The 22,326-nt window shown below is 48.7% G+C and carries 21 protein-coding genes; 13 read left to right on the forward strand and 8 right to left on the reverse strand.

The window, feature by feature from the left end; translation table 11 throughout:
* Window positions 1-31: 31 nt before the first annotated feature.
* Entirely contained in the window at window positions 32-403 is a 372-nt protein-coding gene (locus tag F905_RS00820) for a hypothetical protein (protein ID WP_004726814.1), read from the reverse strand.
* A gap of 263 nt (window positions 404-666) precedes the next feature.
* The gene (locus F905_RS00825; protein ID WP_005175899.1) at window positions 667-1,476 is read right to left on the reverse strand and encodes a cytochrome C assembly family protein; all 810 of its coding nucleotides are present in this window, start codon (window positions 1,474-1,476) and stop codon (window positions 667-669) included.
* 138 nt (window positions 1,477-1,614) lie between these two features.
* On the opposite strand from F905_RS00825, the gene ffh reads away from it, so the two are divergent.
* Together ffh and F905_RS00835 are read left to right on the forward strand one after the other, a co-directional pair.
* Window positions 1,615-3,024, forward strand: coding sequence for a signal recognition particle protein (gene ffh / locus F905_RS00830; RefSeq protein WP_005175901.1), 1,410 nt, complete (start codon window positions 1,615-1,617; stop codon window positions 3,022-3,024).
* A gap of 171 nt (window positions 3,025-3,195) precedes the next feature.
* Window positions 3,196-3,762 carry an RBBP9/YdeN family alpha/beta hydrolase gene (locus F905_RS00835; RefSeq protein WP_005175903.1) on the forward strand — a complete coding sequence of 189 codons (567 nt, stop codon included), beginning with the start codon at window positions 3,196-3,198 and terminating at the stop codon, window positions 3,760-3,762.
* Here the strand turns inward: F905_RS00835 and F905_RS00840 are convergent.
* Window positions 3,749-4,507: a type III pantothenate kinase gene (locus tag F905_RS00840; protein WP_005175909.1), complete on the reverse strand. Its 759-nt coding sequence runs from the start codon at window positions 4,505-4,507 to the stop codon at window positions 3,749-3,751. The genes F905_RS00835 and F905_RS00840 overlap by 14 nt on opposite strands.
* A gap of 9 nt (window positions 4,508-4,516) precedes the next feature.
* Window positions 4,517-5,275 carry a biotin--[acetyl-CoA-carboxylase] ligase gene (locus tag F905_RS00845; protein WP_005175916.1) on the reverse strand — a complete coding sequence of 253 codons (759 nt, stop codon included), beginning with the start codon at window positions 5,273-5,275 and terminating at the stop codon, window positions 4,517-4,519.
* Window positions 5,276-5,304: 29 nt separating this feature from the next.
* Here F905_RS00845 and F905_RS00850 point away from each other — a divergent pair, with 29 nt between their 5' ends.
* The 11 genes from F905_RS00850 to bioD all read left to right on the forward strand — a co-directional run bounded on the left by F905_RS00850 (window position 5,305) and on the right by bioD (window position 19,253).
* Complete coding sequence (locus F905_RS00850) at window positions 5,305-6,114, forward strand: sulfite exporter TauE/SafE family protein (RefSeq protein ID WP_005175920.1); 810 nt, start codon at window positions 5,305-5,307, stop codon at window positions 6,112-6,114.
* Between the two features lie 148 nt (window positions 6,115-6,262).
* Window positions 6,263-6,958 carry a GntR family transcriptional regulator gene (locus F905_RS00855; RefSeq protein WP_005175922.1) on the forward strand — a complete coding sequence of 232 codons (696 nt, stop codon included), beginning with the start codon at window positions 6,263-6,265 and terminating at the stop codon, window positions 6,956-6,958.
* A 10-nt stretch (window positions 6,959-6,968) separates the two neighbouring features.
* Window positions 6,969-10,421 carry a chromosome segregation protein SMC gene (gene smc, locus F905_RS00860; RefSeq protein WP_005175926.1) on the forward strand — a complete coding sequence of 1,151 codons (3,453 nt, stop codon included), beginning with the start codon at window positions 6,969-6,971 and terminating at the stop codon, window positions 10,419-10,421.
* A 1-nt stretch (window position 10,422) separates the two neighbouring features.
* Entirely contained in the window at window positions 10,423-11,508 is a 1,086-nt protein-coding gene (locus F905_RS00865; protein ID WP_005175929.1) for a cell division protein ZipA C-terminal FtsZ-binding domain-containing protein, read from the forward strand.
* 93 nt (window positions 11,509-11,601) lie between these two features.
* Entirely contained in the window at window positions 11,602-13,641 is a 2,040-nt protein-coding gene (gene ligA / locus F905_RS00870) for an NAD-dependent DNA ligase LigA (RefSeq protein ID WP_005175932.1), read from the forward strand.
* Window positions 13,642-13,987: 346 nt separating this feature from the next.
* Window positions 13,988-14,452 carry a heteropolymeric bacterioferritin subunit Ftn gene (ftn, locus tag F905_RS00875; protein WP_005175934.1) on the forward strand — a complete coding sequence of 155 codons (465 nt, stop codon included), beginning with the start codon at window positions 13,988-13,990 and terminating at the stop codon, window positions 14,450-14,452.
* A 123-nt stretch (window positions 14,453-14,575) separates the two neighbouring features.
* Window positions 14,576-15,295, forward strand: coding sequence for an alpha/beta fold hydrolase (locus F905_RS00880; RefSeq protein WP_005175937.1), 720 nt, complete (start codon window positions 14,576-14,578; stop codon window positions 15,293-15,295).
* A gap of 97 nt (window positions 15,296-15,392) precedes the next feature.
* Window positions 15,393-16,676: an adenosylmethionine--8-amino-7-oxononanoate transaminase gene (gene bioA, locus F905_RS00885; RefSeq protein ID WP_005175943.1), complete on the forward strand. Its 1,284-nt coding sequence runs from the start codon at window positions 15,393-15,395 to the stop codon at window positions 16,674-16,676.
* A complete protein-coding gene (locus tag F905_RS00890; RefSeq protein WP_005175944.1) occupies window positions 16,673-17,827 on the forward strand; it encodes an 8-amino-7-oxononanoate synthase in 1,155 nt (384 codons plus the stop codon). The genes bioA and F905_RS00890 overlap by 4 nt, the downstream gene beginning before the upstream one ends.
* A 14-nt stretch (window positions 17,828-17,841) precedes the next feature.
* Entirely contained in the window at window positions 17,842-18,612 is a 771-nt protein-coding gene (gene bioC, locus F905_RS00895) for a malonyl-ACP O-methyltransferase BioC (protein WP_228127884.1), read from the forward strand.
* The gene (gene bioD, locus F905_RS00900) at window positions 18,612-19,253 is read left to right on the forward strand and encodes a dethiobiotin synthase (protein ID WP_005175948.1); all 642 of its coding nucleotides are present in this window, start codon (window positions 18,612-18,614) and stop codon (window positions 19,251-19,253) included. The genes bioC and bioD overlap by 1 nt, the downstream gene beginning before the upstream one ends.
* Window positions 19,254-19,302: 49 nt before the next feature.
* Here bioD and rluB read toward each other — a convergent pair whose 3' ends face one another.
* From rluB to F905_RS00920, 4 genes are all read right to left on the reverse strand, one after another.
* Window positions 19,303-20,343: a 23S rRNA pseudouridine(2605) synthase RluB gene (gene rluB, locus F905_RS00905; RefSeq protein ID WP_005175954.1), complete on the reverse strand. Its 1,041-nt coding sequence runs from the start codon at window positions 20,341-20,343 to the stop codon at window positions 19,303-19,305.
* 41 nt (window positions 20,344-20,384) lie between these two features.
* Entirely contained in the window at window positions 20,385-20,951 is a 567-nt protein-coding gene (scpB, locus tag F905_RS00910) for an SMC-Scp complex subunit ScpB (protein ID WP_370459243.1), read from the reverse strand.
* Window positions 20,952-20,971: 20 nt separating this feature from the next.
* Window positions 20,972-21,766: a segregation and condensation protein A gene (locus F905_RS00915; protein ID WP_005175962.1), complete on the reverse strand. Its 795-nt coding sequence runs from the start codon at window positions 21,764-21,766 to the stop codon at window positions 20,972-20,974.
* A gap of 263 nt (window positions 21,767-22,029) precedes the next feature.
* Window positions 22,030-22,311, reverse strand: coding sequence for a hypothetical protein (locus tag F905_RS00920; protein WP_005175965.1), 282 nt, complete (start codon window positions 22,309-22,311; stop codon window positions 22,030-22,032).
* Between the last annotated feature and the right edge of the window lie 15 nt (window positions 22,312-22,326).

The following is a 22,326-nucleotide window of genomic DNA, read 5'->3' on the forward strand; positions in this document are numbered from 1 at the left end:
ACAGCCATTATGTTAAATAGGGCTTTTAAAATTATTCTTCAATAGAGTTTCCATCAAGGTCATATAGCTTTACTTCTCTTGCACCAGTATTAAGAAATAACTCCTTAAAAGCTCGTATTTCAATCTTAGTTAAATTACCTTGTATCGGCTCCATTATTTGGACAATCGTAATAGGAGCTGTAAACTTGAAAAAAGATAAACCGTTAGAATGGTGTCTCATTAAAGCTTTTAATGTTGTTGTAGCGCTTTCAAAATCTGCCAAAATCATTCTTGGGTGATCATAAGGTGATTTAGGAATTTCAGTTGCTTTGACTGTGCCATTCTCTGCCATCAAACTTATACGGTTTTTATAAAAATGTATCCATATTGCTTTAGGATATTTTTTTAAATCGTCTCTTATCATTTTAGTTCTTAACTTGGATGTTCATTTAATTATAAATATATATTTTTTTTAATTTCAATTGGATAATTCTTAATTTATTCTAAAATTAACATAATACACCTTATACGAAATACTATTTTTTATCCCATATAAATCATAGTCTTATTGTATGGTGAAAAGCTCAGGTACGGCTACTTGGGCTTTTTTAATAATTTATCATGTTCCACGCTTATTATTTAATCACTGTTCCACGCTTTTAATGTGGCAAACTGAACAAAAGCATCTTACTTGCCCAAAATCATCTGTAACACAAACTTGGAACCAATAAAGCCAAGCGCCAGCAAGAAGAAGCCAATAATGGTAAAGCGAATGGCTTTCTGGCCACGCCAGCCAAATTTATAACGGCCCAACAGCAGCGCGCCATAGATAAACCAGGAAATAATACTAAAGGCAGTCTTATGCGCTAAGTGCTGGGCAAAGAAGTTATCAATGGTTAGGAAACCAAAACCCAATGCCAGCGTCAGCAGGATAAAGCCGGCAATCAGCATATCAAACAGCAGCTCTTCCATGGCTTGAAACGGTGGCAGCAAATTCACCCAAATCCGGCGTTTCTGTTTGTTTTTCAGCTCCCGGTTCTGAAACCAGAGCAAGACCGCATGAATGGTGGCCATCAGCAAGACCGCATAGGCCGATAACGACAGTAGGATATGAATATCCAGACCTAAAGAATTGTTTTCGACAAACAGGTTTAAACCGCTAAAGGAATGCCCCAGAATCAGGCCGGTTGCGGCCACTGGAATCCCAATCAGGTTTAGCGCAATCACCGGCCGGTAAGTACTAAACAGCACACTTAATAACAGCATTAAGCCTGAGGTAAAGGACATCAGGTTAAACACGTTATAGTTAATGCCCATCGGCAGCAGCATGTCGTTATACAGCACAGCGGCGTGCAAACATAAACCCAAGCCCAGCACAATACCAATAAACCAATGGTTTGGAGCACGCTTGGACATTAAATGCTTAAATAAATACCAGAACGAAGTGGTATAAGCGATTAATGCCAGAATCGTGTAAACCAAGGGGAGACTGCTCATGTCAAACCTTTTTCAGGATGATGAATATTCATTTATATAAATTCGATGCGAACTACAGTATCCTATAGCATCTTATGCATAAATTTTCTATTTTAAGAAACATTTTTTTGCTGATGGCTATTTTAAGCGGATTTTGCAATGTTTGATACCTTAACAGAACGACTCACGCAGAGTTTAAGAAATGTTACTGGCTCAGGGCAGCTAACCGAAGACAATATTAAAGATACGTTACGTGAAGTACGTATGGCACTTCTTGAAGCCGATGTGGCGTTACCTGTAACTCGTGAATTCATCGCGAAAGTTAAGGAAGAGGCATTAGGTCAGGAAGTGATGACACAGTTATCACCGGGTCAGGCATTCGTTAAAATCGTTTATGACGAATTAACCAAAATGATGGGCGAGGCCAACGAGAGCCTTGACCTTGCAGCAAAACCACCAGTGGTGGTGCTTCTGGCCGGTTTGCAGGGTGCGGGTAAAACCACCACGGCAGCCAAGCTGGCACGTTTCTTACAGGAACGTCAAAAGAAAAAAGTGGCGATGGTGTCTGCCGACGTTTATCGTCCAGCGGCAATTAAACAGCTGCAAACAGTGGCCGGGGATGTCGGTGCGATTTTCCTGGAATCGAATGCCAATGAACGCCCGATTGATATTGCCAATCGTGCCATTGAGCAGGCAAAAATCCAGTTTGCCGATGTGTTAATTGTCGATACCGCCGGTCGTCTGCATGTCGATGACGACATGATGGACGAAATTAAAGCGCTGCATGCGGCAATTAACCCGACTGAAACCCTGTTCGTGGTTGATGCCATGACCGGTCAGGATGCGGCCAATACTGCCAAAGCCTTTAATGATGCCTTGCCATTAACCGGTGTCATTCTCACCAAAACGGATGGTGATGCGCGTGGTGGTGCGGCGCTGTCGGTGCGTGCCATTACTGGCAAGCCAATCAAATTCCTGGGGATGGGTGAAAAACTCGATGCCCTCGAGCCATTCCATCCGGAACGTGTGGCACAGCGTATTCTGGGCATGGGTGATGTGCTTTCTCTGGTCGAAGAAGTTGAACGCAAAATCGACAAAGAAAAAGCCGAAAAAATGGCGAAAAAACTGCAAAAAGGCGGCAGCTTCAACTTTGAAGACATGCTGATGCAGTTTGAGCAAATGAATAAAATGGGCGGTATGATGGGCTTCCTGGACAAGCTGCCGGGCATGAGTAACTCTGGTATTCAGGATGCGATTGCACAGGCGAACCCAGAGAAGCAGGTGAAAAAGATGGAAGCCATCATCCAGTCGATGACCGTCAAAGAACGCCGTAATCCGGACCTGATGAACCCAAGCCGTAAAAAACGTATTGCGGCCGGTTGTGGTATGGATGTGTCTGAAGTCAATAAACTGATTAAACAGCATGCGCAAATGGCCAAAATGATGAAGAAATTTGCCAATCCATCAGGTATGGCAAAAATGATGAAATCATTGGGCAATCTGCAAAAGCAGTTTGGCGGTGGTGGCGGTATGGGTCCGCTGTTCGGTGGTAAAGAACCGAAAAAATAAGGGATTCAAAACAACAAGGCGCCGGGTGCGCCTTTTTGTTGCTCTCCATTTTTAAGTCATTCAAGCGAACGTGCTGCGGTGATCTTTAAGAAAACCCAACAGACGCTTACCCGAAAGCCGCGCTGTTTCGGGCACACTGATGTGCATCAGGAACGAACAGCGAGCACAACAATGGCACAAATTTATGTGGTACATGGTTATACCGCCAGTCCGGATGAAAACTGGTTTCCCTGGATTCAGGAATATGCCGACCAGCAAAAAGCCAGTCTGAAAGTGTTAAGACTCGATCCATCGCCAACGCCAACTCTGGAAGTGTGGAAGCGGCAAATGGATGAGCAGATCGATGAGATTGACGAAAATACCATTTTCATTGCCCATAGTCTGGGCTGTATTGCCACTTTGCACTTTCTGACCAAGAAACTGAAAACCCAGAAAATTAAACAGGTGGTGCTGGTGGCCGGCTTTAATGGCCGTTTGGGCCGGCTGGACGAGGTCAATCCTTTTATTGATGCCTGTAAAATTGATTTTGACTTGCTAAAACGCCAGATTGCGCATCGGGTGGTGATTTACTCAGCTGGCGATGACCGGGTGCTGCCAAAATTTAGTCTGGAGCAGGCGCGCAGTCTGGATGCCAAAGCCATTGAGGCACAGCATCAAGGCCATTTTATTGACTCTCAAGGCTGTACCGAACTGGTGGAAGTCTGGCAGGCAATTCTGCCTCATATTATTGTGGAATAAGCGGTGTGGACTCATTGGCCGTGGAATAATGCTGGATATAGCGCTGCAAACCTTTCAGCAATAAGTCCTGTTCGACTAAGGGCTGGTAATGCTGCAGGAATTTGGCAAACAGCGGCGCATCCCCCCCAGTCAGCACCAGTTGCCGCGGAGATTGCTGCATGACATATTCAATACTGCTGAGTAGCCCCAGTAAAATGCCATGATGCACGGCATCCAGGGTATTGGTGCCGGGGCTTAGGTCATCAAAGGCTGCTTCCGGAATCCGGATGCCTTTGGTGTGCTGAATTAACGAATCACGCTGCAAATATAGGTTGGGCAGAATATAACCCCCCAGATGCTGATGGCCTTGAGTCAGATCAATGGTCAGCGCGGTGCCGCAGCTAATCACACATAAATCTTTGTCGGCTTCAGCTACGGCCAGTACCTGTAACCAGCGGTCAATCCCCAGCTGCTGAATATCATAGCCACAGCTCAGGCCGGCATATTCAGCCTGTACCCGCGCAAAAATCACCGGAATATTCAGGAATTTTAAAATTTGCTGAATCCGTTTATTGTTTTTCTGGTCCTGTACCGAAGATACCCCGACATGGGTCAGGTTCAGGCTTTTAAAATGCTGGATCAGGCCCAGCAGTAAATCGGCCGGAGATTGCAGATGCAGTTCAGCGGCATGTTCTACAATCTGCTGATGTTCGGTAATCCAGTATTTGAGCCGGGTATTGCCAATATCTAACCATAAATTTTTCATGTGCTGCGCTCACTGTCCCGACATTTGCGGGCGTAAACGGCCCTGATAAAACACTTCAACGCCAGAGGCAGTTTCAATCTGAATTGCGCCATCATCCTGAATGCCTAAAAACAACCCCTGGGCCACACCGCCATGATGTTCAAATTCTACCGGCTGTTGCTGAAAAGCGGCATGATGATTAAAACGTGAAACCAGTTGATAGCTGTTATGGTTAAACCATTCTTGTGCCTGCTGAATGGCCAGATACAGCTCGGCAATCAGCTGAATTCGGGAAATATCATTTAGGCCCAATTCGGCCAGGGAAGTGGCGTGCTGATCAATCTGCTCGGCCGGAATTGGCGCCAGATTAATCCCCACCCCGACAATGACCTGCTGGGTCGACAGGGGCTCAATCAGAATACCGCCCCATTTGCCTTGCGGGCTATATAAATCATTCGGCCACTTCACCTGCAGGTTCAGCTGGCGCAGGCTTGGCATCTGCAAAATATTTAAGGCAATTTCCAGGGCTAAACGGCCATCTACGGGTGTTCGTAAATTTAGCAATGTGCTTAAATAGACGTTTCCTTCTGGGGACACCCATTGCCGTTGGCGTTGTCCTCTGCCTTGTGTTTGTCGGGCGCTGCAGACCAGAACGCTCTGTATTCCTTTTTGAGCAATCTCGCGTACATCATCATTGGTTGATGTAGTCACAGGTTTTAAAATAAGGACTTCAGGAAGCTGTCCGGCTTCGCTGAGCTGTTGTTGTAACTGTCGAGTCTCTACATCCATATGAATCTGAGAATAGTGGAATATAATTTATGGAGTTAATCATATATTTACTGATTGGCGCAATTGCCGGATTTGCTGCAGGTCTGTTCGGGGTGGGCGGTGGCTTAATTATTGTGCCAATTTTGTACATTGTATTTACCCAGCTGAATTATGATCCTAGCGTGATTATGCATATGGCGGTCGGGACTTCACTGGCGACCATTATCGTAACTTCCATCAGTTCGGTCACGGCGCACCATAAAAAAGGTGCGGTGATGTGGAATGTGTTTCGCAATTTGGCACCCGGCCTAATTCTGGGTGCATTTTTTGGTGCCGGGATTGCCGATTTAATGTCGGGGCAGGGCTTGCAGCTGGTAATCGGGTTCTTTGCGGTGTGGGTGGCCTATCGCATGTTCCGTGGTTCAAATACCCCGGTTGATCCTTCACGTCAGTTGCCTTCAACCGGTGCGCAAATGCTGGCCGGTGGCGGAATTGGGATTGCCTCGGCCATTTTCGGGATTGGCGGCGGCAGCTTAACCGTACCGTTCCTGAACCGTTGTGGTGTGGTGATGCAAAAAGCAGTTGCCACTTCTGCAGCCTGTGGCTTGCCGATTGCTATTGCCGGCGCTCTGGGTTTTGTCTGGTTTGGCCAGCAGTCTGAGGTGAGCGTGCCGAATACCTGGGGCTATGTACATTTATATGCCTTTATTGGCATTAGCGTGATGAGCTTTATGACCGCCAAGCTTGGCGCAAAAGTTGCACATATTTTGTCACCGGCCATGCTAAAAAAATGTTTTTCAGGTTTGTTGACCACCGTCGGTCTGTATTTTATTTACCAAGGCTTTAGCGCTTATTTTTAAGCGCTTGATGGTGTGGTTGAAAATTGGCTATAGCGACAGAAAATTGTCGGACAATGTCATGGAAATTTGGTTGCTAAGCCAGTAAAAAAGACAATAAGAAAGACCCGCTGCAACTGCGCGCATGGTATAAAAATAACACAGGAACAGTATGCAACAACAAGAAACAGACAGTCTATCTGAACAGATTGCAAAACATATCGGCGAGCAGATTATTAGTGGCGAGCTGGTAGAGGGCGAGCGCATTCAGGAACTGCGTATTGCCAAAGAGCTGGATGTCAGTCGCGGTTCGGTGCGTGAGGCACTGCTGCTGTTGGAACGCACCCATCTGATTGAAATTTTTCCGCGGCGCGGCGCGATTGTATCGGAAATGTCGGCCCAGCAGGTGCGCGCCCTGTTTGATACCTGCAGTCTGCTGCTGGGGCAGATTGTACAGCGCATTGCGGAAACCTGGCGTCATCATGAAATTGAACAGCTGCAAAAGCTGATGGAGCAGATTGAGGCCGAATACCGGCAGGGTCATACCGAAAAATTTTATGACCTAATTTTCCAAACCCTGGCCCAGCAGCAGGATATGGTGGCCAATCTGTACCTGATGAAATTCTATCAAGAGTTGCTGCCGTCGTTACGGCGCAGCTATTTTTTAACCCTGAATACGTCACGTCGGGAGTTACAGGAATCGTTTGATCTATTTAAACTGGTAATTGATGCAATTTTAATCCGAAAATCACAACAAGCCTCTTTATTTATGGATGATTTTTGTCGACACTTGCGCAATCTGGTGTTGGAATCTCTGACCCGTATGAAACAAATTGAACTGGCCTGGGCACGCCGCTCACGCCGTTGATCGGGACATTATGCGTTTAAGCAGCTTAAAACTTTCCGGCTTTAAATCTTTTGCCGATAGTACCACCTTACATTTTAAAGCCAACCGGACGGCCGTGGTCGGCCCCAATGGCTGTGGCAAGTCTAATGTGATTGATGCCATTCGCTGGGTCATGGGTGAATCCAGCGCGCGTCAGCTGCGTGGCGGCAGCATGCAGGATGTGATTTTTACCGGAACCGCCAAGCGTAAACCGGTGGGCATGGCCAGTGTCGAACTGCGCTTTGACAATACCTATGGCAAGCTGGGTGGCGCTTATAACGCCTATACCGAACTGGCGGTGCGTCGTCAGGTCAACCGCGATGGCAAATCAGAATATTTTTTAAATGGCACCAAATGCCGGCGCCGTGATATTACCGATATTTTCCTTGGCACCGGTCTGGGGCCGCGCTCCTATGCCATTATCGAACAGGGCATGATTAACCGTCTGGTCGATGCCAAACCGGAAGAGATGCGGGTATTTATTGAAGAAGCGGCCGGGGTATCGCGTTATCAGGCCCGTCGCCGTGAAACTATGCTGCATCTGGACCATACCAGCCAGAACTTATCGCGGCTGGAAGATATTGCCAGCGAACTGAAAGGCCAGCTCAAAACCCTAAAACGCCAGTCGGAAACTGCGCTGCAGTACAAGACTTTAGAAAGCCAGATTCGCAGCATCAAAATTGAAATTTTATCGTTCCAGTGCGAGCAGAGCAGCCGTTTGCAGCAGGAATATACTGTGCAGATGACCGAACTGGGCGAACAGTTCAAGCTGACCCGTTCCGAACTAAGCACGCTGGAACATGATTTGGGCAATACCAGTGAGCTGTTCCAGCGTCTGATTCAGCAATCGACACCATTACAGAATGAATGGCAGCAGGCTGAAAAGAAACTGGCTGAGCTGAAAATGACCCTGGAGCAGAAACAGTCGCTGGTCCAGCAAAACAGCAGTACGCTGGCGCAATTGCAGGAACAGAAAGCCCAGACCAAAGAACGTCTGCAGCTGATTGATCTGCAGCTAGAAACAGTACTCAGCCAGCAGGAACAGTATACTGAGCAGCTGCAACAGGCCGAGCAAAGCACGCAAGAGCAGGCACAGGCTGTGCAGCAGCTCAAAGCCCAGCAGCAACAGGTGCAGCAGCAGTTTGAGCAGATTAAGGCGCAGGTGGAAAAACAGCAGCAGCAAAAACTGCAAATGCTGGCCCAGAGCGAACAGTTGCTAAAAAATATCAGCCGGATTGAACAGCAAAAAGACACCTTGCAGCAGCAGAGCAGCTCGCTGCAAAGTCAGGCCCAGCAAGATGAAATCGAACAGCTGAACCAGGACAAAGCTCAGTTAAGCCAGCAGCTGGCCGAACTGGAGCAGCAGATTCAGGCGCAACAGCAGCAGCTGCAACAGGCACACAGCCTGCTGAATCAGCATAAAAATAGCAGTACTGAACTGAAATCGGAAATTCAGGTGCTCCAGGCCGAGCAGAAAAACCTGAATCAGCTACTGATTAAAAACAGCCCCAAACAGCAGTTACAGCACACCGCCTTAATGCAGGTGCTAACCCTGAACGATGCTGCCAAACCGCATGCGGCATTAATTGAGAAGTTTCTGGCCAAATGGCTGAATGCGCAAATGCTTGATGCAGATGACAACTTTCAGGACAGTCTGGCGCGTCAGTTAAAACCTGCTGCCCAGCACGCACCGATTCAGCTGGCAAATTTAAGCTGTCTGGCGGACTGGATTGAATCGCCATCTTCTTCTTTATGGCAACAGGTGGCACTGGCTGATGATTTGGCACAGGCATTGCAATTACAGCCAAAGTTACAGGCCGGGCAGAGCATTCTAACTCTAGATGGCTATCAGGTCGGGCCGGACTGGGTCATTGGTTTACTGTTTGATGAAGCCTCACAATCGGCGCAGGGGGCTTTAAGCCATCGCATCCGTCTGGAAGAAATTGATGGGCTACTGAGCCAGAAACAGGCCGAGTTACAGCAGGCTGAACAGGACTTTAACATCAGCCAACAGCAGTGCCAGCAGCTGCAGCAACAGCTTCATGAACAACAGGTGCTGCTGAAACAGCAGCAGCAGGCATTGCAGGCACTGGATCTGCAGATTGCCAAAATCCAGAGCGCTGCGCAGGCCTTTGCCGTGCAGAAGCAGCAATTACAGCATCAGCTGCAGCAACTGGAGGAGCAGCTGGAAGAAGATGCCATGCAAAAAGATGATCTGGAAATTGATCTGCATGCACTGAGTCTCAAGCTGGAACAGGCGCTGCCAAACTATAAAACCCTGCAATTCCAGCTGGAAGAATTAACGGCACAACTGGAGCAGGCGCAGCAGCTATATCAGCAACAGCAACAGGAACTGGAACTGTTAAGACGCCAGTCGGTGCAGGCCACACAGCAGCTGGAATTGCTGGAAAAAGATGGTGGTTTTTTAAAGACCCAGCATCAGCAGATTGCAGCACAAATGGAGCAGGCGAAAAAGTTTGTCGATCCGGTGCAGCTGGAATTGCCGGCACTGGCCAGCCAGTTTGCCGAGCAGCAGCAGCAGACGGAAAAACTGCAACAGACCTGGAATGAATGGCAGCTGGAACTGAACCAGATTCAGAGCAAACAGCAGCAGCTGACCGAGCAGCGCCATCAACAGCAGCAGCAGGATGAAAAACTGCGTAGCCAGCTGGAAGAAAAACGTCTGGCTTGGCAAGCGGCCAAATCTGACTTGCAGCATTATTCCGAACAGCTGAAAGCCTTAAACAGCGAGCTGATTCCGGGGCTGAAGATTGATGTAACGGCCCATCAGCAGCAGCTAGAAAAAGCCCAGGCGCAGTTTGATAAATTGGGTGCGGTGAATCTGGCGGCTTCAGAAGAATATGAAGAAGTTTCAGCCCGTTATGCCGAACTGAGCCATCAGATTGAAGATCTCGAAAAAACCGTGGCCCAGTTACAGGCGGCCATGAAAAGTATTGATCAGGAAACGCGCAAGCTGTTTATGACCACCTTTGACCAGATTAATACCGAACTGCAGGCGCTGTTTCCCAAAGTGTTTAATGGTGGTGAAGCCAGTTTAAGTCTTGAAGATGACTGGCAATCGGGTGTAAAACTAATGGCAAGACCACCGGGTAAACGCAACAGCTCACTGGCGCTGTTGTCGGGTGGAGAAAAAGCACTGACCGCACTGGCACTGGTCTTTGCCATTTTCCGTTTAAATCCGGCACCGTTTTGTGTGCTGGATGAAGTCGATGCACCGCTGGATGATGCCAATGTCGGACGTTTCTGTAACCTGGTCCAGGAACTGTCCGAACAGGTGCAATTTATATATATCACACATAACAAGCTGGCAATGACGATGGCAACCGATTTATTAGGTGTTACTATGCCTGAACCGGGAACATCAAAATTAGTCAGCGTAAATCTAGAAGATGCTACAGAATACGGTCTAGTCGCGGAGGCATAACATGGAAATCACCACAATCATTGGGATTATTATCGCGCTCATTATTATGGGTTTCGGTTTAAGAATGATCCTGAAAAAACCGGCCGATGCAGCACCTTCGCTGGACTCCGAGCTGCAGGTCAATGCCGATAGCCAGCAGCCGATCATTCCGCGTCATGTCCGTCATCAGTTGCAGACTGAACCGGCCCAGCGCGTAGAACCGACTTTGGGCGATGCTGATCTTGCTGCCGCCGAGCCAAACAGCAAAATTGAGCCACAGGCCATGACTGAAACGCAGCTGACTGAGCCGAGCGAAACAGCGCAGGTGAAAACCGAAGCACAGGCCGCGACATCTGTAGATGCTGAACCTGCAGCCAAGACTGAGGTAGAAGCAAAGGCAGAAAATCTGGCAGAACAGGCCTCAACCGAAACTGCCCAAACTGAATCCGCTGCAGCTGCCGCGACTGCTGTAGCCCATGCTGCTGAATCTGCACCTGAATCGGCATCGACTGAACAGACTCAAGCTGGGGTAGATACCGAAAAAACGGAAACTGTACCAGCTGAATTTAGCCTCAACAGCCAGATTGAGAAAGCCGATATTCGTGAATTTGAAGAAGAAAGCAGTATTCTGGATGCGCATCTGCATGAACAGCAACTGGTGGATGATGAAAGTGCTTTGGCCACTGCAGAATCATTTATTGCCCTGAATATTTTCCCGGAACGCCGGATTTTATCGGGGGAGAAAACCCTTAAAGTGCTGCTTAAATACGGTCTGCGCTTTGGTGAAATGTCCTGCTTCCACCGTTATAACGAAAATGGTTCCAAACTGCTGTTCTCGGTGCTGCAAATTACCGACAATGGTGCCGACGGTTTTGATCTGGAAACCCTGTCGAATGAACAGGTTAAAGGTCTGGCCTTTTTCCTGGCCCTGCCACATAGCGATGTGCAAAATGCCTTTGATACCATGATCAGCATTTCCGGTCTGATTGCCCGTGAAATTGATGGCACTGTATATGACCAGAACCATCTGGAACTAACCCCGCAATTACGCGAACACTGGCGTCATCAGGCGATTGATTATCGCGCAGGTCAGGCTTCGCTGGCATAACTGAATTGAAACCACAGCCTCCGGTTTCTATAATACGGCCAAGCGACAAAATTTTTTAAGGGCGGGATCACCGCCCTTTTTTATGGTGAACGTATGACTCAACATGCAGATGTGGTGGCGCAAATGCGCCAATTGATCCAGATTTTAGCCCAGCATAATCATGCCTATTATGTCTTGGATCAGCCTGTTATTGCAGACAGTGAATATGATCAGCTGTTTCATCAACTTAAAGCCTTAGAACAACAATATCCCGATCTGATTCAGGCCGATACCCCAACCAATAAAGTCGGTGGACAGCCTTTAAGCAAATTTGAAAGCGTCACTCATGCGGTACCAATGCTGTCTCTGGGCAACGTATTTAACCAGGATGAACTGTTTGCCTTTGCCCGCCGCGCCGAAGAGCGTTTACCCAACCAGACCATTCAATATGATGTCGAGCTGAAATTTGATGGGCTGGCGATTTCCTTGTGGTATGCCAATGGCGTGCTGGTGCGCGGCGTGACCCGCGGCGATGGCGAAACCGGTGAAGATATTACTCACAATGTTAAAACCATTCGCAACCTGCCGAAAATCTTATCTTCAGCGGAGTACAGCATTCCGGAGTTTCTGGAAGTGCGCGGTGAAGTGCTGATGCCCAAATCGGGTTTTGAAAAACTCAATGCCGCTAATCTGGCCAAAGGCGAAAAGACCTTTGCCAATCCGCGTAATGCTGCGGCCGGCAGCTTGCGCCAGCTGGATCCGAAAATTGCGGCCTCACGTCCACTGGCGTTTTATGCCTATGGCATTGCCCAGTGCGTGCCGCATCATGGCCTGAACACCATGTCCGAAAGCCTGGACTGGTTACATCAGCTTGGTTTTGCTGTGGGTGAGCGTCATTTTGTTTGTGACAGCATTCAGGCCGTGCAAGAAGTCTATGAGCAGATCAATCAGGAACGCTCGCAGCTGAGTGTTGAAATTGACGGCATGGTAATTAAAGTCAATGACCTGAAACAGCAGCAGCAGCTTGGCTTTTTAAGCCGCGAACCGCGCTGGGCCACTGCTTATAAATTCCCGGCAGTCGCCGCGCTGACAACAGTTGAAAATATTCATTGGCAGGTGGGCCGTACCGGTACTTTGACCCCGGTGGCACGCCTGAATCCGGTGGCAGTGGGTGGGGTGACGGTATCTAATGTCACCTTGCACAATATTGGTGAAATCCATCGTCTAGATGTGCGGATTGGCGATACGGTCAGTGTCTATCGCAGCGGTGATGTGATTCCGAAAGTTGAAAAAGTCTGGCCGGAATTTCGTCCGGCGGAGGCTGAAACCGTACAGCTACCTGCCTGCTGTCCGGTGTGTGATTCGCCGGTGGTGATGCCGGAAGGCGAAGCGTTGGCACGCTGTTCCGGTGGTCTGTACTGTGCAGCGCAGCGGATTGAGGCCATCCGTCACTTTGTTTCGCGTAAGGCCATGGATATTGAAGGTCTGGGTGATCGTTGGGTGGAATCATTACTGCATCTGAATCTGCTCAAAGATGTTTCGGACATTTACCATCTGCATGAACATCGTGAGGCCTTGCTCAATATTGAAAAGATGGGCGAGAAGTCGGTACAAAACCTGCTCGATGCAATTGAACGCAGTAAAAAAACCACGCTGGGCGCCTTTATTTATGCCTTGGGGATTCGAGGTGTCGGCGAAACCACCGCGCGGATGCTGGCCAATACCTTCCAGACGCTGGATGCCTTACGTGTTGCCAATCTGGAGGCGCTCAAGAAAACCCCGGATGTCGGCGATATTACCGCAGAATGGATTCTGGACTTTTTCCAGGCACCGCATAACCTGGAAGTGCTGGACCGTTTACTGGCCGCCGGTATTCACTGGGATGCACCGCTGGCGCCGACCCGTCAGCCTTTAAATGGTGAAAGCTGGGTCATTACCGGCACCTTAAGTAAAATGGGCCGTGATGAAGCCACTCAAATGCTACAGGCGCTCGGCGCCCGGGTAAGTGGCAGTGTCTCCAGTAAAACCAAATGTCTGGTGGCGGGCGAAAAAGCCGGTTCCAAACTGGAGAAGGCGGAAAAACTTGGTATTCCGGTCATGAATGAAGATCAGTTTCTGAGCCTGATGGCTGAATATGGCCAGACCCAGGGCTAACAGAACAGCAGGCAACCGCTCTCTAGATTGAGTGGTTGCTGCCTGAATCTGGTGATAGGTCAAAACAGAGAAAGCACAGCAGTAAAATCGTAAAAACCGCAGAAATAAGAACCGTTTTTGATAGTTACAAAATTCTAAATTTGCCGCTTTGTGTGTTTGGGTTGCAGAAAAATCAGACAAATGTGCGCAAGCAATTCTTTTTTATGTGGAAAAGTTTGAGTCCAGAACTGTAAATGCACATGCTTCTCATTTTAATTATATAAAAATCATATATTTACACAAATTATCTTTTGCAACTTGGCTTGGCTTTCGCCATAATGAGCGTATTCGTAAGGGAGTAATGAAAATGCGTGGCAATCCAGAAGTCGTAGACTATTTAAATATGTTGATCGGTGGCGAACTGGCTGCTCGTGATCAATACCTGATTCACTCGCGTATGTATGAAGATTGGGGCCTGAGCAAGATTTATGAACGCATCGACCATGAGATGCAGGAAGAATCACAACATGCCGATGCCTTGATTCGCCGGGTTCTGTTCCTTGAAGGCACTCCGAATATGCAACGTGATGATATTGACGTCGGTACCGACGTACTATCCTGCTTAAAAGCCGATTTAAAGCTAGAGTATGAGGTACGTGAAAAACTGGCCCAAGGTGTTAAGCTGGCAGAAGACAAGGGCGATTACATCACCCGTGACATGCTGCGTCAGCAAATGTCAGATACCGAAGAAGACCATACTTACTGGCTGGAAAAACAGTTGCGTTTAATTGAACTCATTGGTTTGCAGAACTACATTCAATCGCAAATGTAAGCCCAACCCAACATTGATCCGGCACTGGCCGGGTTTTTTATGGTCGAGATTTGGCGATTTTGATGCAGTGCAGGCGTCGCTATTTTTACTATACTGCGACTAGATGAAAACAAGGACAGCACAATGCAGCAGCGTATACTTTTGATCACCGGATGGGGCGGAGGAACCGGCCTGTTACAGCCTGTACAACATAGCCTAATGCAACACGGCATTCAGGTCGATGTCCTGAACATTTTTAATGCGGCGGATCCGGTACAGTTCCAGCAGCAGCTGGAACGGGCCAAAGGCTATAGCGTGCTGATGGGCTGGTCTCTGGGTGGGCAGCTGGCAACCTTACTGGCCGATGCACTGGCGCAATCCGGACAGGCGCCGCAAGCGCTCATTACTTTGGCTTCGAATCCGTGTTTTGTTGCGCAAGACGCGTGGCCCCACGGGATGGTTCCCGAGACTTTTCAGCAGTTTAAACAGGGCTTTGCCAAAGATGCGGCCGCGACCTTAAAACGTTTTGGTTATCTGGTCTGTCAGGGTAGTGCCCAGAGCCGGCAGGATTTACAGAAATTACAAAGTTTAATCCAGCCGCAATCTCTAACCTTGTTAAAACAGGGATTAGCTTTGCTGGAACAGCTTAATCTGGTGACCATCTTAAAAAATTATCCGGCTCCACAATATCATTTGCTGGCACATGAAGATCAGCTGGTTCCTTGCCAAGTTGCAGAAGATTTACAGAATTTAGCTGCAAAAAATCTTCAGGTGGAAGTGATTTCTGGCTCGCATGGCATCCCGTTGTTTGAAACAGATGTGGTTACACAGAAAATTATTGACTATTTAAAGCAACTCTCCTGACCCTTCAGCGGAAATGATAATTCCCGCAATTTCTTTTTCTGTGTGGCGGGAGTAAGATCGAGCTCATGCATATTTTAAACCAGACAGGGAGTCCGGGATGACCGATTTATTTGACCAGCAACATCTTTGGCATCCTTATACTTCCATGACCCAGCCGCTGCCGACCTTCAAGGTAAAGCGGGCTTATGGTGCGACCATTGAACTTGCAGATGGCCGCTGCCTGATTGATGGCATGTCATCGTGGTGGTGTGCTATTCATGGCTATAATCATCCTGAACTGAATCAGGCCGTGACCGACCAGTTACAGCAGATGTCGCATATCATGTTTGGCGGTCTGACCCATGATCCGGCCATTGAGCTGGGCAAATTACTGCTGCAAATCATTCCGCCGAGTCTGGATAAGATTTTCTATGCCGATTCCGGTTCCGTGGCGGTTGAAGTCGCGTTAAAAATGGCGGTGCAGTACTGGACTGCGCAAGGCAAGCCACAAAAAACCAATTTTATTACTCCACGTTCCGGCTACCATGGCGATACCTGGAATGCGATGTCGGTCTGCGATCCGGTCACTGGCATGCATCAGATTTTTGGTTCAAGTTTGCCGAATCGTCTATTTGTCTCTGCACCACAAACCCGCTTTGATGAAGACTGGAACCCGGACGATATTGCCGAGCTGGAACAGGCTTTGGCCCAGCATCAGCATACACTGGCCGCACTGATTCTAGAGCCGATTGTACAGGGCGCGGGCGGTATGCGCTTTTATCATCCTGAATATTTGCGTCAGGCCAAGCGTTTATGCGAGCAGTATGGTCTGCTGCTGATTTTTGATGAAATTGCCACCGGCTTTGGTCGTACCGGCAAGTTATTTGCTTGGGAACATGCCGGAGTCGAGCCGGATATCATGTGTATTGGCAAAGGACTGACGGGTGGTTATATGACCCTGTCGGCAACTTTAACCAGCAAGCAGGTGGCAGACACCATCAGTCAGGGGGAAGCTGGCGTGTTTATGCATGGCCCGACTTTTATGGCCAATCCGCTGGCTTGTGCGGTGGCACTGAAAAGTACTCAAGTCTTGCTGGCACAGGACTGGCAGGCCAAGATTCAGCAGATTGAACAGCAATTGAAACAGGCTTTAACGCCACTGGCTCAGCTGAGCCATGTACAGGATGTGCGGGTGCTGGGCGCAATTGGGGTGGTTGAACTGACTACGCCAGTCGATATGCAAAGCCTGCAGCAGCAGTTTGTACAGCGAGGCATTTGGGTGAGGCCATTTGGCAAACTGGTTTATGTGATGCCGCCGTATGTGATTTCAGCAGATGAACTGCACTACTTGCTGACCCAGTTGACCGAGGTGGTTCGCCAGATGCAGGAGAATGCCGCATGAGTTTGCTCGACCATTATGCCCAGCAGCTGGAACAGTTAAAACGCACTGCCAATTTGCGCCAGTTTCAGTCCAATCTGCAACATGGCCGCATGATTCAGATTCACGGGCAGCGCATGCTGAATCTGTCCAGTAATGATTATCTGGGGCTGGCCAGCGATGTCAGCTTGCGTGAAGAATTTTTTGATTTAACTCCTGTCACCGAGCGCCGTATGAGCGCCTCATCGTCGCGTTTGCTGACCGGGAACTTCCCGGAATATGAGCAGCTGGAAACGAGTCTGAGTCAGGCCTTTGGCCGTGCCGCCTTGCTGTTTAACAGTGGCTACCATATGAATATCGGGATTTTACCGGCACTGGCCGACAGTAAAACCCTGATTCTGGCTGACAAGCTGGTCCATGCCAGCATGATTGATGGTATCCGTTTATCTTCTGCCAAGGCGGTGCGCTACCGGCATAATGATCTGGCGCATCTGGCCCGGCTGCTGGAACAGTATCATGATGATGCGCAAATTGAACGGATTATAGTCGTGACCGAATCCATTTTTAGTATGGATGGTGATGAAACCGATCTGGCGGCACTGGTGCAGTTAAAGCAGCGTTATCCGAAAGTGATGCTGTATGTTGATGAAGCACATGCTATTGGTGTACGTGGAGAGCAGGGACTGGGCTGTGCGGAGCAGTATGCGGTGCTGGAGCAGGTTGATTTTCTGGTGGGGACCTTTGGTAAGGCCTTGGCCTCGGTCGGTGGATATCTGATTAGCCATCCGCTAATCCGTGACTATTTAATTAACCGCATGCGCCCGCTGATTTTCAGTACCGCACAGCCGCCCTTGAACATGGCCTGGACTGGTTTTATGTTCCAGAAGATGTTGCAGATGCAAGCCCAGCGCCAGCATTTACAGCAGATCAGTCAGGAATTAAAAGCGCAGGTTGAAGCCAAAGGCTATGCTTGTCCATCGACCTCGCAGATTGTGCCGGTAATTCTGGGCGAATCGGAAAAAGCCGTACAAAAGGCACAGCAGCTACAGCAGGCCGGGTTTTATATCATGCCGGTACGTCCACCGACCGTACCGCAAAACAGTTCACGGTTGCGGATTTGCCTGACCGCGCAGATTCAGTCCAGTGAGCTGGCACAATGTGTGGCGCTGTTATGATGGACAAGTCAGCGATGTCCGTAAATAAATCGCAAGTGGCGCGGCGTTTTGCCCAGGCGCATCACAGCTATTTGCAGCATGCGGTGATTCAGCAGCAGATTTGCCAGCAACTGGTTCGGCTGATGCAGTCGCATTTGCCGAGTCGAAAACTGGGACGGGTGTTTGAAATTGGCTGTGGTACGGGGGCTTTAACCCGTGCGCTGGAGCAGCACTTTCAGGTGCAGCAGTTGCTGCTTAATGATCTGTATCCGGAAGTCCAGCAGCAACCGTTTTCTACCTCCCGAACCGAATGGTGGATTGGCGATGCCGAGCAGATCGCTTTTCCAGAACAGCTGGATGTGCTGATCTCGAGTTCGGCCTTGCAATGGATGCAGAATCTGCAGCAGCTGTTTGCCAAAATGGCGCATGCCTTAAAGCCTTCGGGCTATTTGTGTTTTTCCAGTTTTGGTCCAGACAATCTCAAGGAAATTAAAGCCCTGACCGGGCAGGGGCTGGATTATTTCAGCCTGCCGGAACTGCGCCGCTGTCTGGAGTCACAAGGCTTCGAAATTGTGTATTTGTCTGAAACCGTCAAAACCCTGGCGTTTGAACATCCTCGTCAGGTATTGCAGCATTTAAAAGCCACCGGGGTCACGGGTACCGCTTCCGGGCACCGCTGGACCAAACACAGTTTGCAGCAGTTTTATCAGGCCTATCGGCAGTTTTCCCGGCTGAATGTGGCCGGCCAGCAGGAATATCTGCTCAGTTATCATCCGATTTATTGTATTGCACGGAGCACAGGCTAATGGCACAGATCTATTTTGTCAGTGGAATTGATACCGGAATTGGCAAAACCTATACCACCGGTTATCTGGCCAAGGTCTGGAGTGCTGAAGGACAGCGAACCATCACCCAAAAGCTGATTCAGACTGGCAATACTGATATTTCGGAAGATATCCAGCAACATCGGGAGATGATGGGCTGTGGCTGGTTGCCTGAAGATGACAGCAAACTGACCATGCCCGAAATTTTCACTTATCCGGCATCGCCGCATCTGGCCACCAAAATTGATGGACGTGAGATTGATTTCAATAACATCCGCCAGGCGACAGAGCAACTGGCAGCGCGTTTTGATGTGGTACTACTGGAAGGCGCTGGTGGCCTGATGGTGCCGCTCACCACGGAAATGTTAACGATTGATTATATTGCCGAGCAGCAGTATCCGGTGATTCTGGTCAGTTCAGGACGTCTGGGTAGCATTAACCATACCTTATTAAGTCTGGAAGCGTTGATGGCGCGAGGGCTGTCGCTGTATGCGCTGGCCTATAACCTGAAAGATGAATCACAAGATCCGCTGATTTCTAAAGATACCGCTGAGTATTTAAAAACCTATTTGGCTCGGCATTTTCCAGAGGCAAAATGGATTGAGATTCCAGTTTTGGATTAAAACTGTGATAAAAAAAGCCACTCAATTGAGTGGCTTTTTGCTAGGCAGCTTAAAACTTTCTAAAGCTTTTGTTGCCAAATGGTTTGCGTGGCGCATGTTCATCACGCTCTTGACGGCCAAAGCTGTTGCCATTTGGGTTATCACGGCGGGCAAAGTGTGTGCCATTCTGGTTTTCACGACGTTCGCGATTACCAAAGTTATCATCACGCGGGCCGCGGGTTGAAGACGTTGGCGCTGCTTCATTGTCACGGCGCTGCTGACGCAAGAAACCACCGCGACGCGCTGCCATCGGTTTTTCCTGCATACGTTCATTACGGCGTTTAGCCATACCGTACAGACCGGTTCCCTGACGTGGTTTCAGCTCAACCGCTTTGGTCAGGTTGTCGATGTCATTCTTGTCCAGTTCCATCCAGCGGCCAGTACGCAGTTCACGTGGCAGAATCACGGTACCATAACGGGTACGTAGCAGGCGGCTAACTTTTAAGCCCTGAGATTCGAAAATACGACGTACTTCGCGGTTACGACCTTCTTTTACCACCACCTGATACCAGCGGTTGATACCATCACCACCAATTTCAGAGAAGGATTCAAACTTGGCCGGGCCATCATCCAGCACCACGCCACGTAGCATGTTGTTACGGATTTGTGGTGTGACTTCACCCATTACACGGACCGCATATTCACGCTCAATTTCATTGGATGGGTGCATCAGGCGGTTTGCCAGTTCGCCATCATTGGTGAACAGTAACAGACCGGTCGAGTTGATATCTAGACGGCCGACCATCACCCAGCGATCATTAGCGATTGATGGTAAATGATCAAACACGGTCGGGCGTTGTTCCGGATCGTTACGTGAACAGATTTCACCTTCCGGTTTGTAGTAAATCAGCACACGGCGACGGATTTCATCTTCAATCTGGAAGCTGACTTTACGACCATCGATACGAAGCTCATCGCCTGGTTCAATACGCTCACCCACCTGGGCCACTTGGCCATTGACACTTACACGACCAGCGGCAATGACTTCTTCCATATAACGGCGAGAACCCAAACCAACGCGTGCCAGTACCTTTTGCAATTTTTCACTCATGACAGCATAACCTTAGAAATTATCATCAACAGTTCACCTATTCACGATCTCGGTGCCTGGGCATCGAGGTGCATGAAAGCTTCCTTGGCATCCTGCAGGGGAGGCAATTGACCGACAGAGGTCAGGCCAAATGCATTTAAAAATTGTGGCGTTGTGACTAACAACGCGGGTCTTCCAGGGAGTTCCCGAAAACCGGATTCCTTAATCCAGTTCCAGTCAAACAACGTTCTGAGAATCTGACTGTTGTTTGATACTCCGCGAATCTGTTCAATATCTGCTCGGGTCACCGGTTGATGGTAAGCAATCACAGCCAGTGTTTCGAGTAAAGACGGGGATAAACGGGTTGGTCGTTCCGGCCAGGCCTGTGCAATCAGGGTACGATATTTGGCCCGTACCTGAAAACGGAAACCTTGCGCAGTTTCAACCAGTTCAATAGACCGGCCATGTTGCAGCATGGCCAGTTGTTGTAAAAAGACTTTTAATTCTGCCTTACTATAGCGTGCCTGAAATGCTTCTTTCAGACGTGCCAGCGATACCGGTGCATCACTGGCAAAAATAATGGCTTCTAGCTGCATCAGCACTTCATGATGCTGTTCATCACTGGACATGTTAAGGGTTTGCTCTGACATTAGGCCTGTGCTCCCTGAATGGCCAGCGGTGCTTCGACACCACTGGCAACAATTGCCACTTTTTGCTGACGGGTCAGTTCCAGAATCGCCATAAACGTTACCACCATGCCCATACGGCCCTGGTTCGGCTTGAGCAGCTCGGCAAACGCTAGCACTTCACCGCTTTGCAGCTTTGCTTCAATATAGGCAATCCGTTCTTCCAGTAACACCGGTTCCTGCTGAATCTGGTGAATCACCGGTTCAGGGCGATTAAATACACAAAATAGCGCATCACGTAACAGGCTGGCCTCATGACCCTCATTACTATACGCCACTTGGCCCAGGCTGACATGGGTATTAAAGGTATCACGCTCTAACACCGGCATTTGCCCCAGACGTTCAGCCGCCTGTTTAATACGTAAATAATTTTCCAGCCGGTCAATCAGTTCCTGCTTCGGATCTTTTTCCAGCTCGCTGATGGCTTTGGGTTTCGGCAGCAGCAAACGCGATTTTAAATCGGCCAGCAGGGCAGCCATCACCATATAATCTGCGGTCAGCTCAATATTCAGGGATTTCATCGCATCCATATAAGCCAAATACTGAGAGGCAATCGGTGCGATATCAACCTGTAGCAGGTCAAAGCCATTTTTTTGAATCAGGTAAATCAGAAAGTCGAGCGGGCCTTCGAAATGCTCTAACAGAATTTCAAATGCTGCAGGAGGAATATATAAATCCTCAGGAATCGTCTCTTGCCACTCATCCAAAACGCGGATGTGCGGGACTTGGTCCATAGCAGGATGCACAGATTGATTCATTACAGTTTTAGGCCACGCGAATTTTCAAAGGCATGAAAAGAGCTTTACATTCGATCTCACATCGAAAAGAAAGCATGGAGTTAATTGCGCGTAGTTTAATGGAAATTGACCATGAAATAAATTACCCAAATGACTAAAAGCGAAAAAAAGCAAAAGTAGATGGCAATCCTGCAGCGAAAAAGCAGGAAAAATCACGTTCAATTGGAAGATAGGGTCTTAAAGCGCATACAGATGAGGGTTTAGCAAGAAAAGCTTAACTCCGATCAAGCACGTGATAAAGCGGACTGCTCAAGCTGTTCCAGCACTTGCTGACACATTTCACGGCTGCACAGGTTCTGGCGGCCTAATCTTAAGGACAGGATATAGGCCTCTTCAACACTCGACAGCAGATGATATGCCTGTTGTTCGATAGAGAACACGACAGCCGGGTTTGGCATTGCATCCAGCAGCAGAGCCTCAGCTTCCAGAGACCAGGGTTGGGTCGCATAGATTAGCTGGCTTTTGGGAAACTCGCGAAGGTTGAGCAACAGATAAAATAAATCCATACCGTTTCCTCCTGA

Source organism: Acinetobacter sp. CIP 53.82, from assembly GCF_000369465.1.
Taxonomy (GTDB): Bacteria; Pseudomonadota; Gammaproteobacteria; order Pseudomonadales; family Moraxellaceae; genus Acinetobacter; species Acinetobacter indicus.

What these genes read in the sequence shown, in the direction of transcription:
- F905_RS00820 (WP_004726814.1), bottom strand. Translation starts at nt 403, where the DNA reads ATGATAAGAGACGATTTAAAAAAATATCCTAAAGCAATATGGATACAT.
- F905_RS00825 (WP_005175899.1), bottom strand. Translation starts at nt 1,476, where the DNA reads ATGAGCAGTCTCCCCTTGGTTTACACGATTCTGGCATTAATCGCTTAT.
- ffh (WP_005175901.1), top strand. Translation starts at nt 1,615, where the DNA reads ATGTTTGATACCTTAACAGAACGACTCACGCAGAGTTTAAGAAATGTT.
- F905_RS00835 (WP_005175903.1), top strand. Translation starts at nt 3,196, where the DNA reads ATGGCACAAATTTATGTGGTACATGGTTATACCGCCAGTCCGGATGAA.
- F905_RS00840 (WP_005175909.1), bottom strand. Translation starts at nt 4,507, where the DNA reads ATGAAAAATTTATGGTTAGATATTGGCAATACCCGGCTCAAATACTGG.
- F905_RS00845 (WP_005175916.1), bottom strand. Translation starts at nt 5,275, where the DNA reads ATGGATGTAGAGACTCGACAGTTACAACAACAGCTCAGCGAAGCCGGA.
- F905_RS00850 (WP_005175920.1), top strand. Translation starts at nt 5,305, where the DNA reads ATGGAGTTAATCATATATTTACTGATTGGCGCAATTGCCGGATTTGCT.
- F905_RS00855 (WP_005175922.1), top strand. Translation starts at nt 6,263, where the DNA reads ATGCAACAACAAGAAACAGACAGTCTATCTGAACAGATTGCAAAACAT.
- smc (WP_005175926.1), top strand. Translation starts at nt 6,969, where the DNA reads ATGCGTTTAAGCAGCTTAAAACTTTCCGGCTTTAAATCTTTTGCCGAT.
- F905_RS00865 (WP_005175929.1), top strand. Translation starts at nt 10,423, where the DNA reads ATGGAAATCACCACAATCATTGGGATTATTATCGCGCTCATTATTATG.
- ligA (WP_005175932.1), top strand. Translation starts at nt 11,602, where the DNA reads ATGACTCAACATGCAGATGTGGTGGCGCAAATGCGCCAATTGATCCAG.
- ftn (WP_005175934.1), top strand. Translation starts at nt 13,988, where the DNA reads ATGCGTGGCAATCCAGAAGTCGTAGACTATTTAAATATGTTGATCGGT.
- F905_RS00880 (WP_005175937.1), top strand. Translation starts at nt 14,576, where the DNA reads ATGCAGCAGCGTATACTTTTGATCACCGGATGGGGCGGAGGAACCGGC.
- bioA (WP_005175943.1), top strand. Translation starts at nt 15,393, where the DNA reads ATGACCGATTTATTTGACCAGCAACATCTTTGGCATCCTTATACTTCC.
- F905_RS00890 (WP_005175944.1), top strand. Translation starts at nt 16,673, where the DNA reads ATGAGTTTGCTCGACCATTATGCCCAGCAGCTGGAACAGTTAAAACGC.
- bioC (WP_228127884.1), top strand. Translation starts at nt 17,842, where the DNA reads ATGTCCGTAAATAAATCGCAAGTGGCGCGGCGTTTTGCCCAGGCGCAT.
- bioD (WP_005175948.1), top strand. Translation starts at nt 18,612, where the DNA reads ATGGCACAGATCTATTTTGTCAGTGGAATTGATACCGGAATTGGCAAA.
- rluB (WP_005175954.1), bottom strand. Translation starts at nt 20,343, where the DNA reads ATGAGTGAAAAATTGCAAAAGGTACTGGCACGCGTTGGTTTGGGTTCT.
- scpB (WP_370459243.1), bottom strand. Translation starts at nt 20,951, where the DNA reads ATGTCCAGTGATGAACAGCATCATGAAGTGCTGATGCAGCTAGAAGCC.
- F905_RS00915 (WP_005175962.1), bottom strand. Translation starts at nt 21,766, where the DNA reads ATGAATCAATCTGTGCATCCTGCTATGGACCAAGTCCCGCACATCCGC.
- F905_RS00920 (WP_005175965.1), bottom strand. Translation starts at nt 22,311, where the DNA reads ATGGATTTATTTTATCTGTTGCTCAACCTTCGCGAGTTTCCCAAAAGC.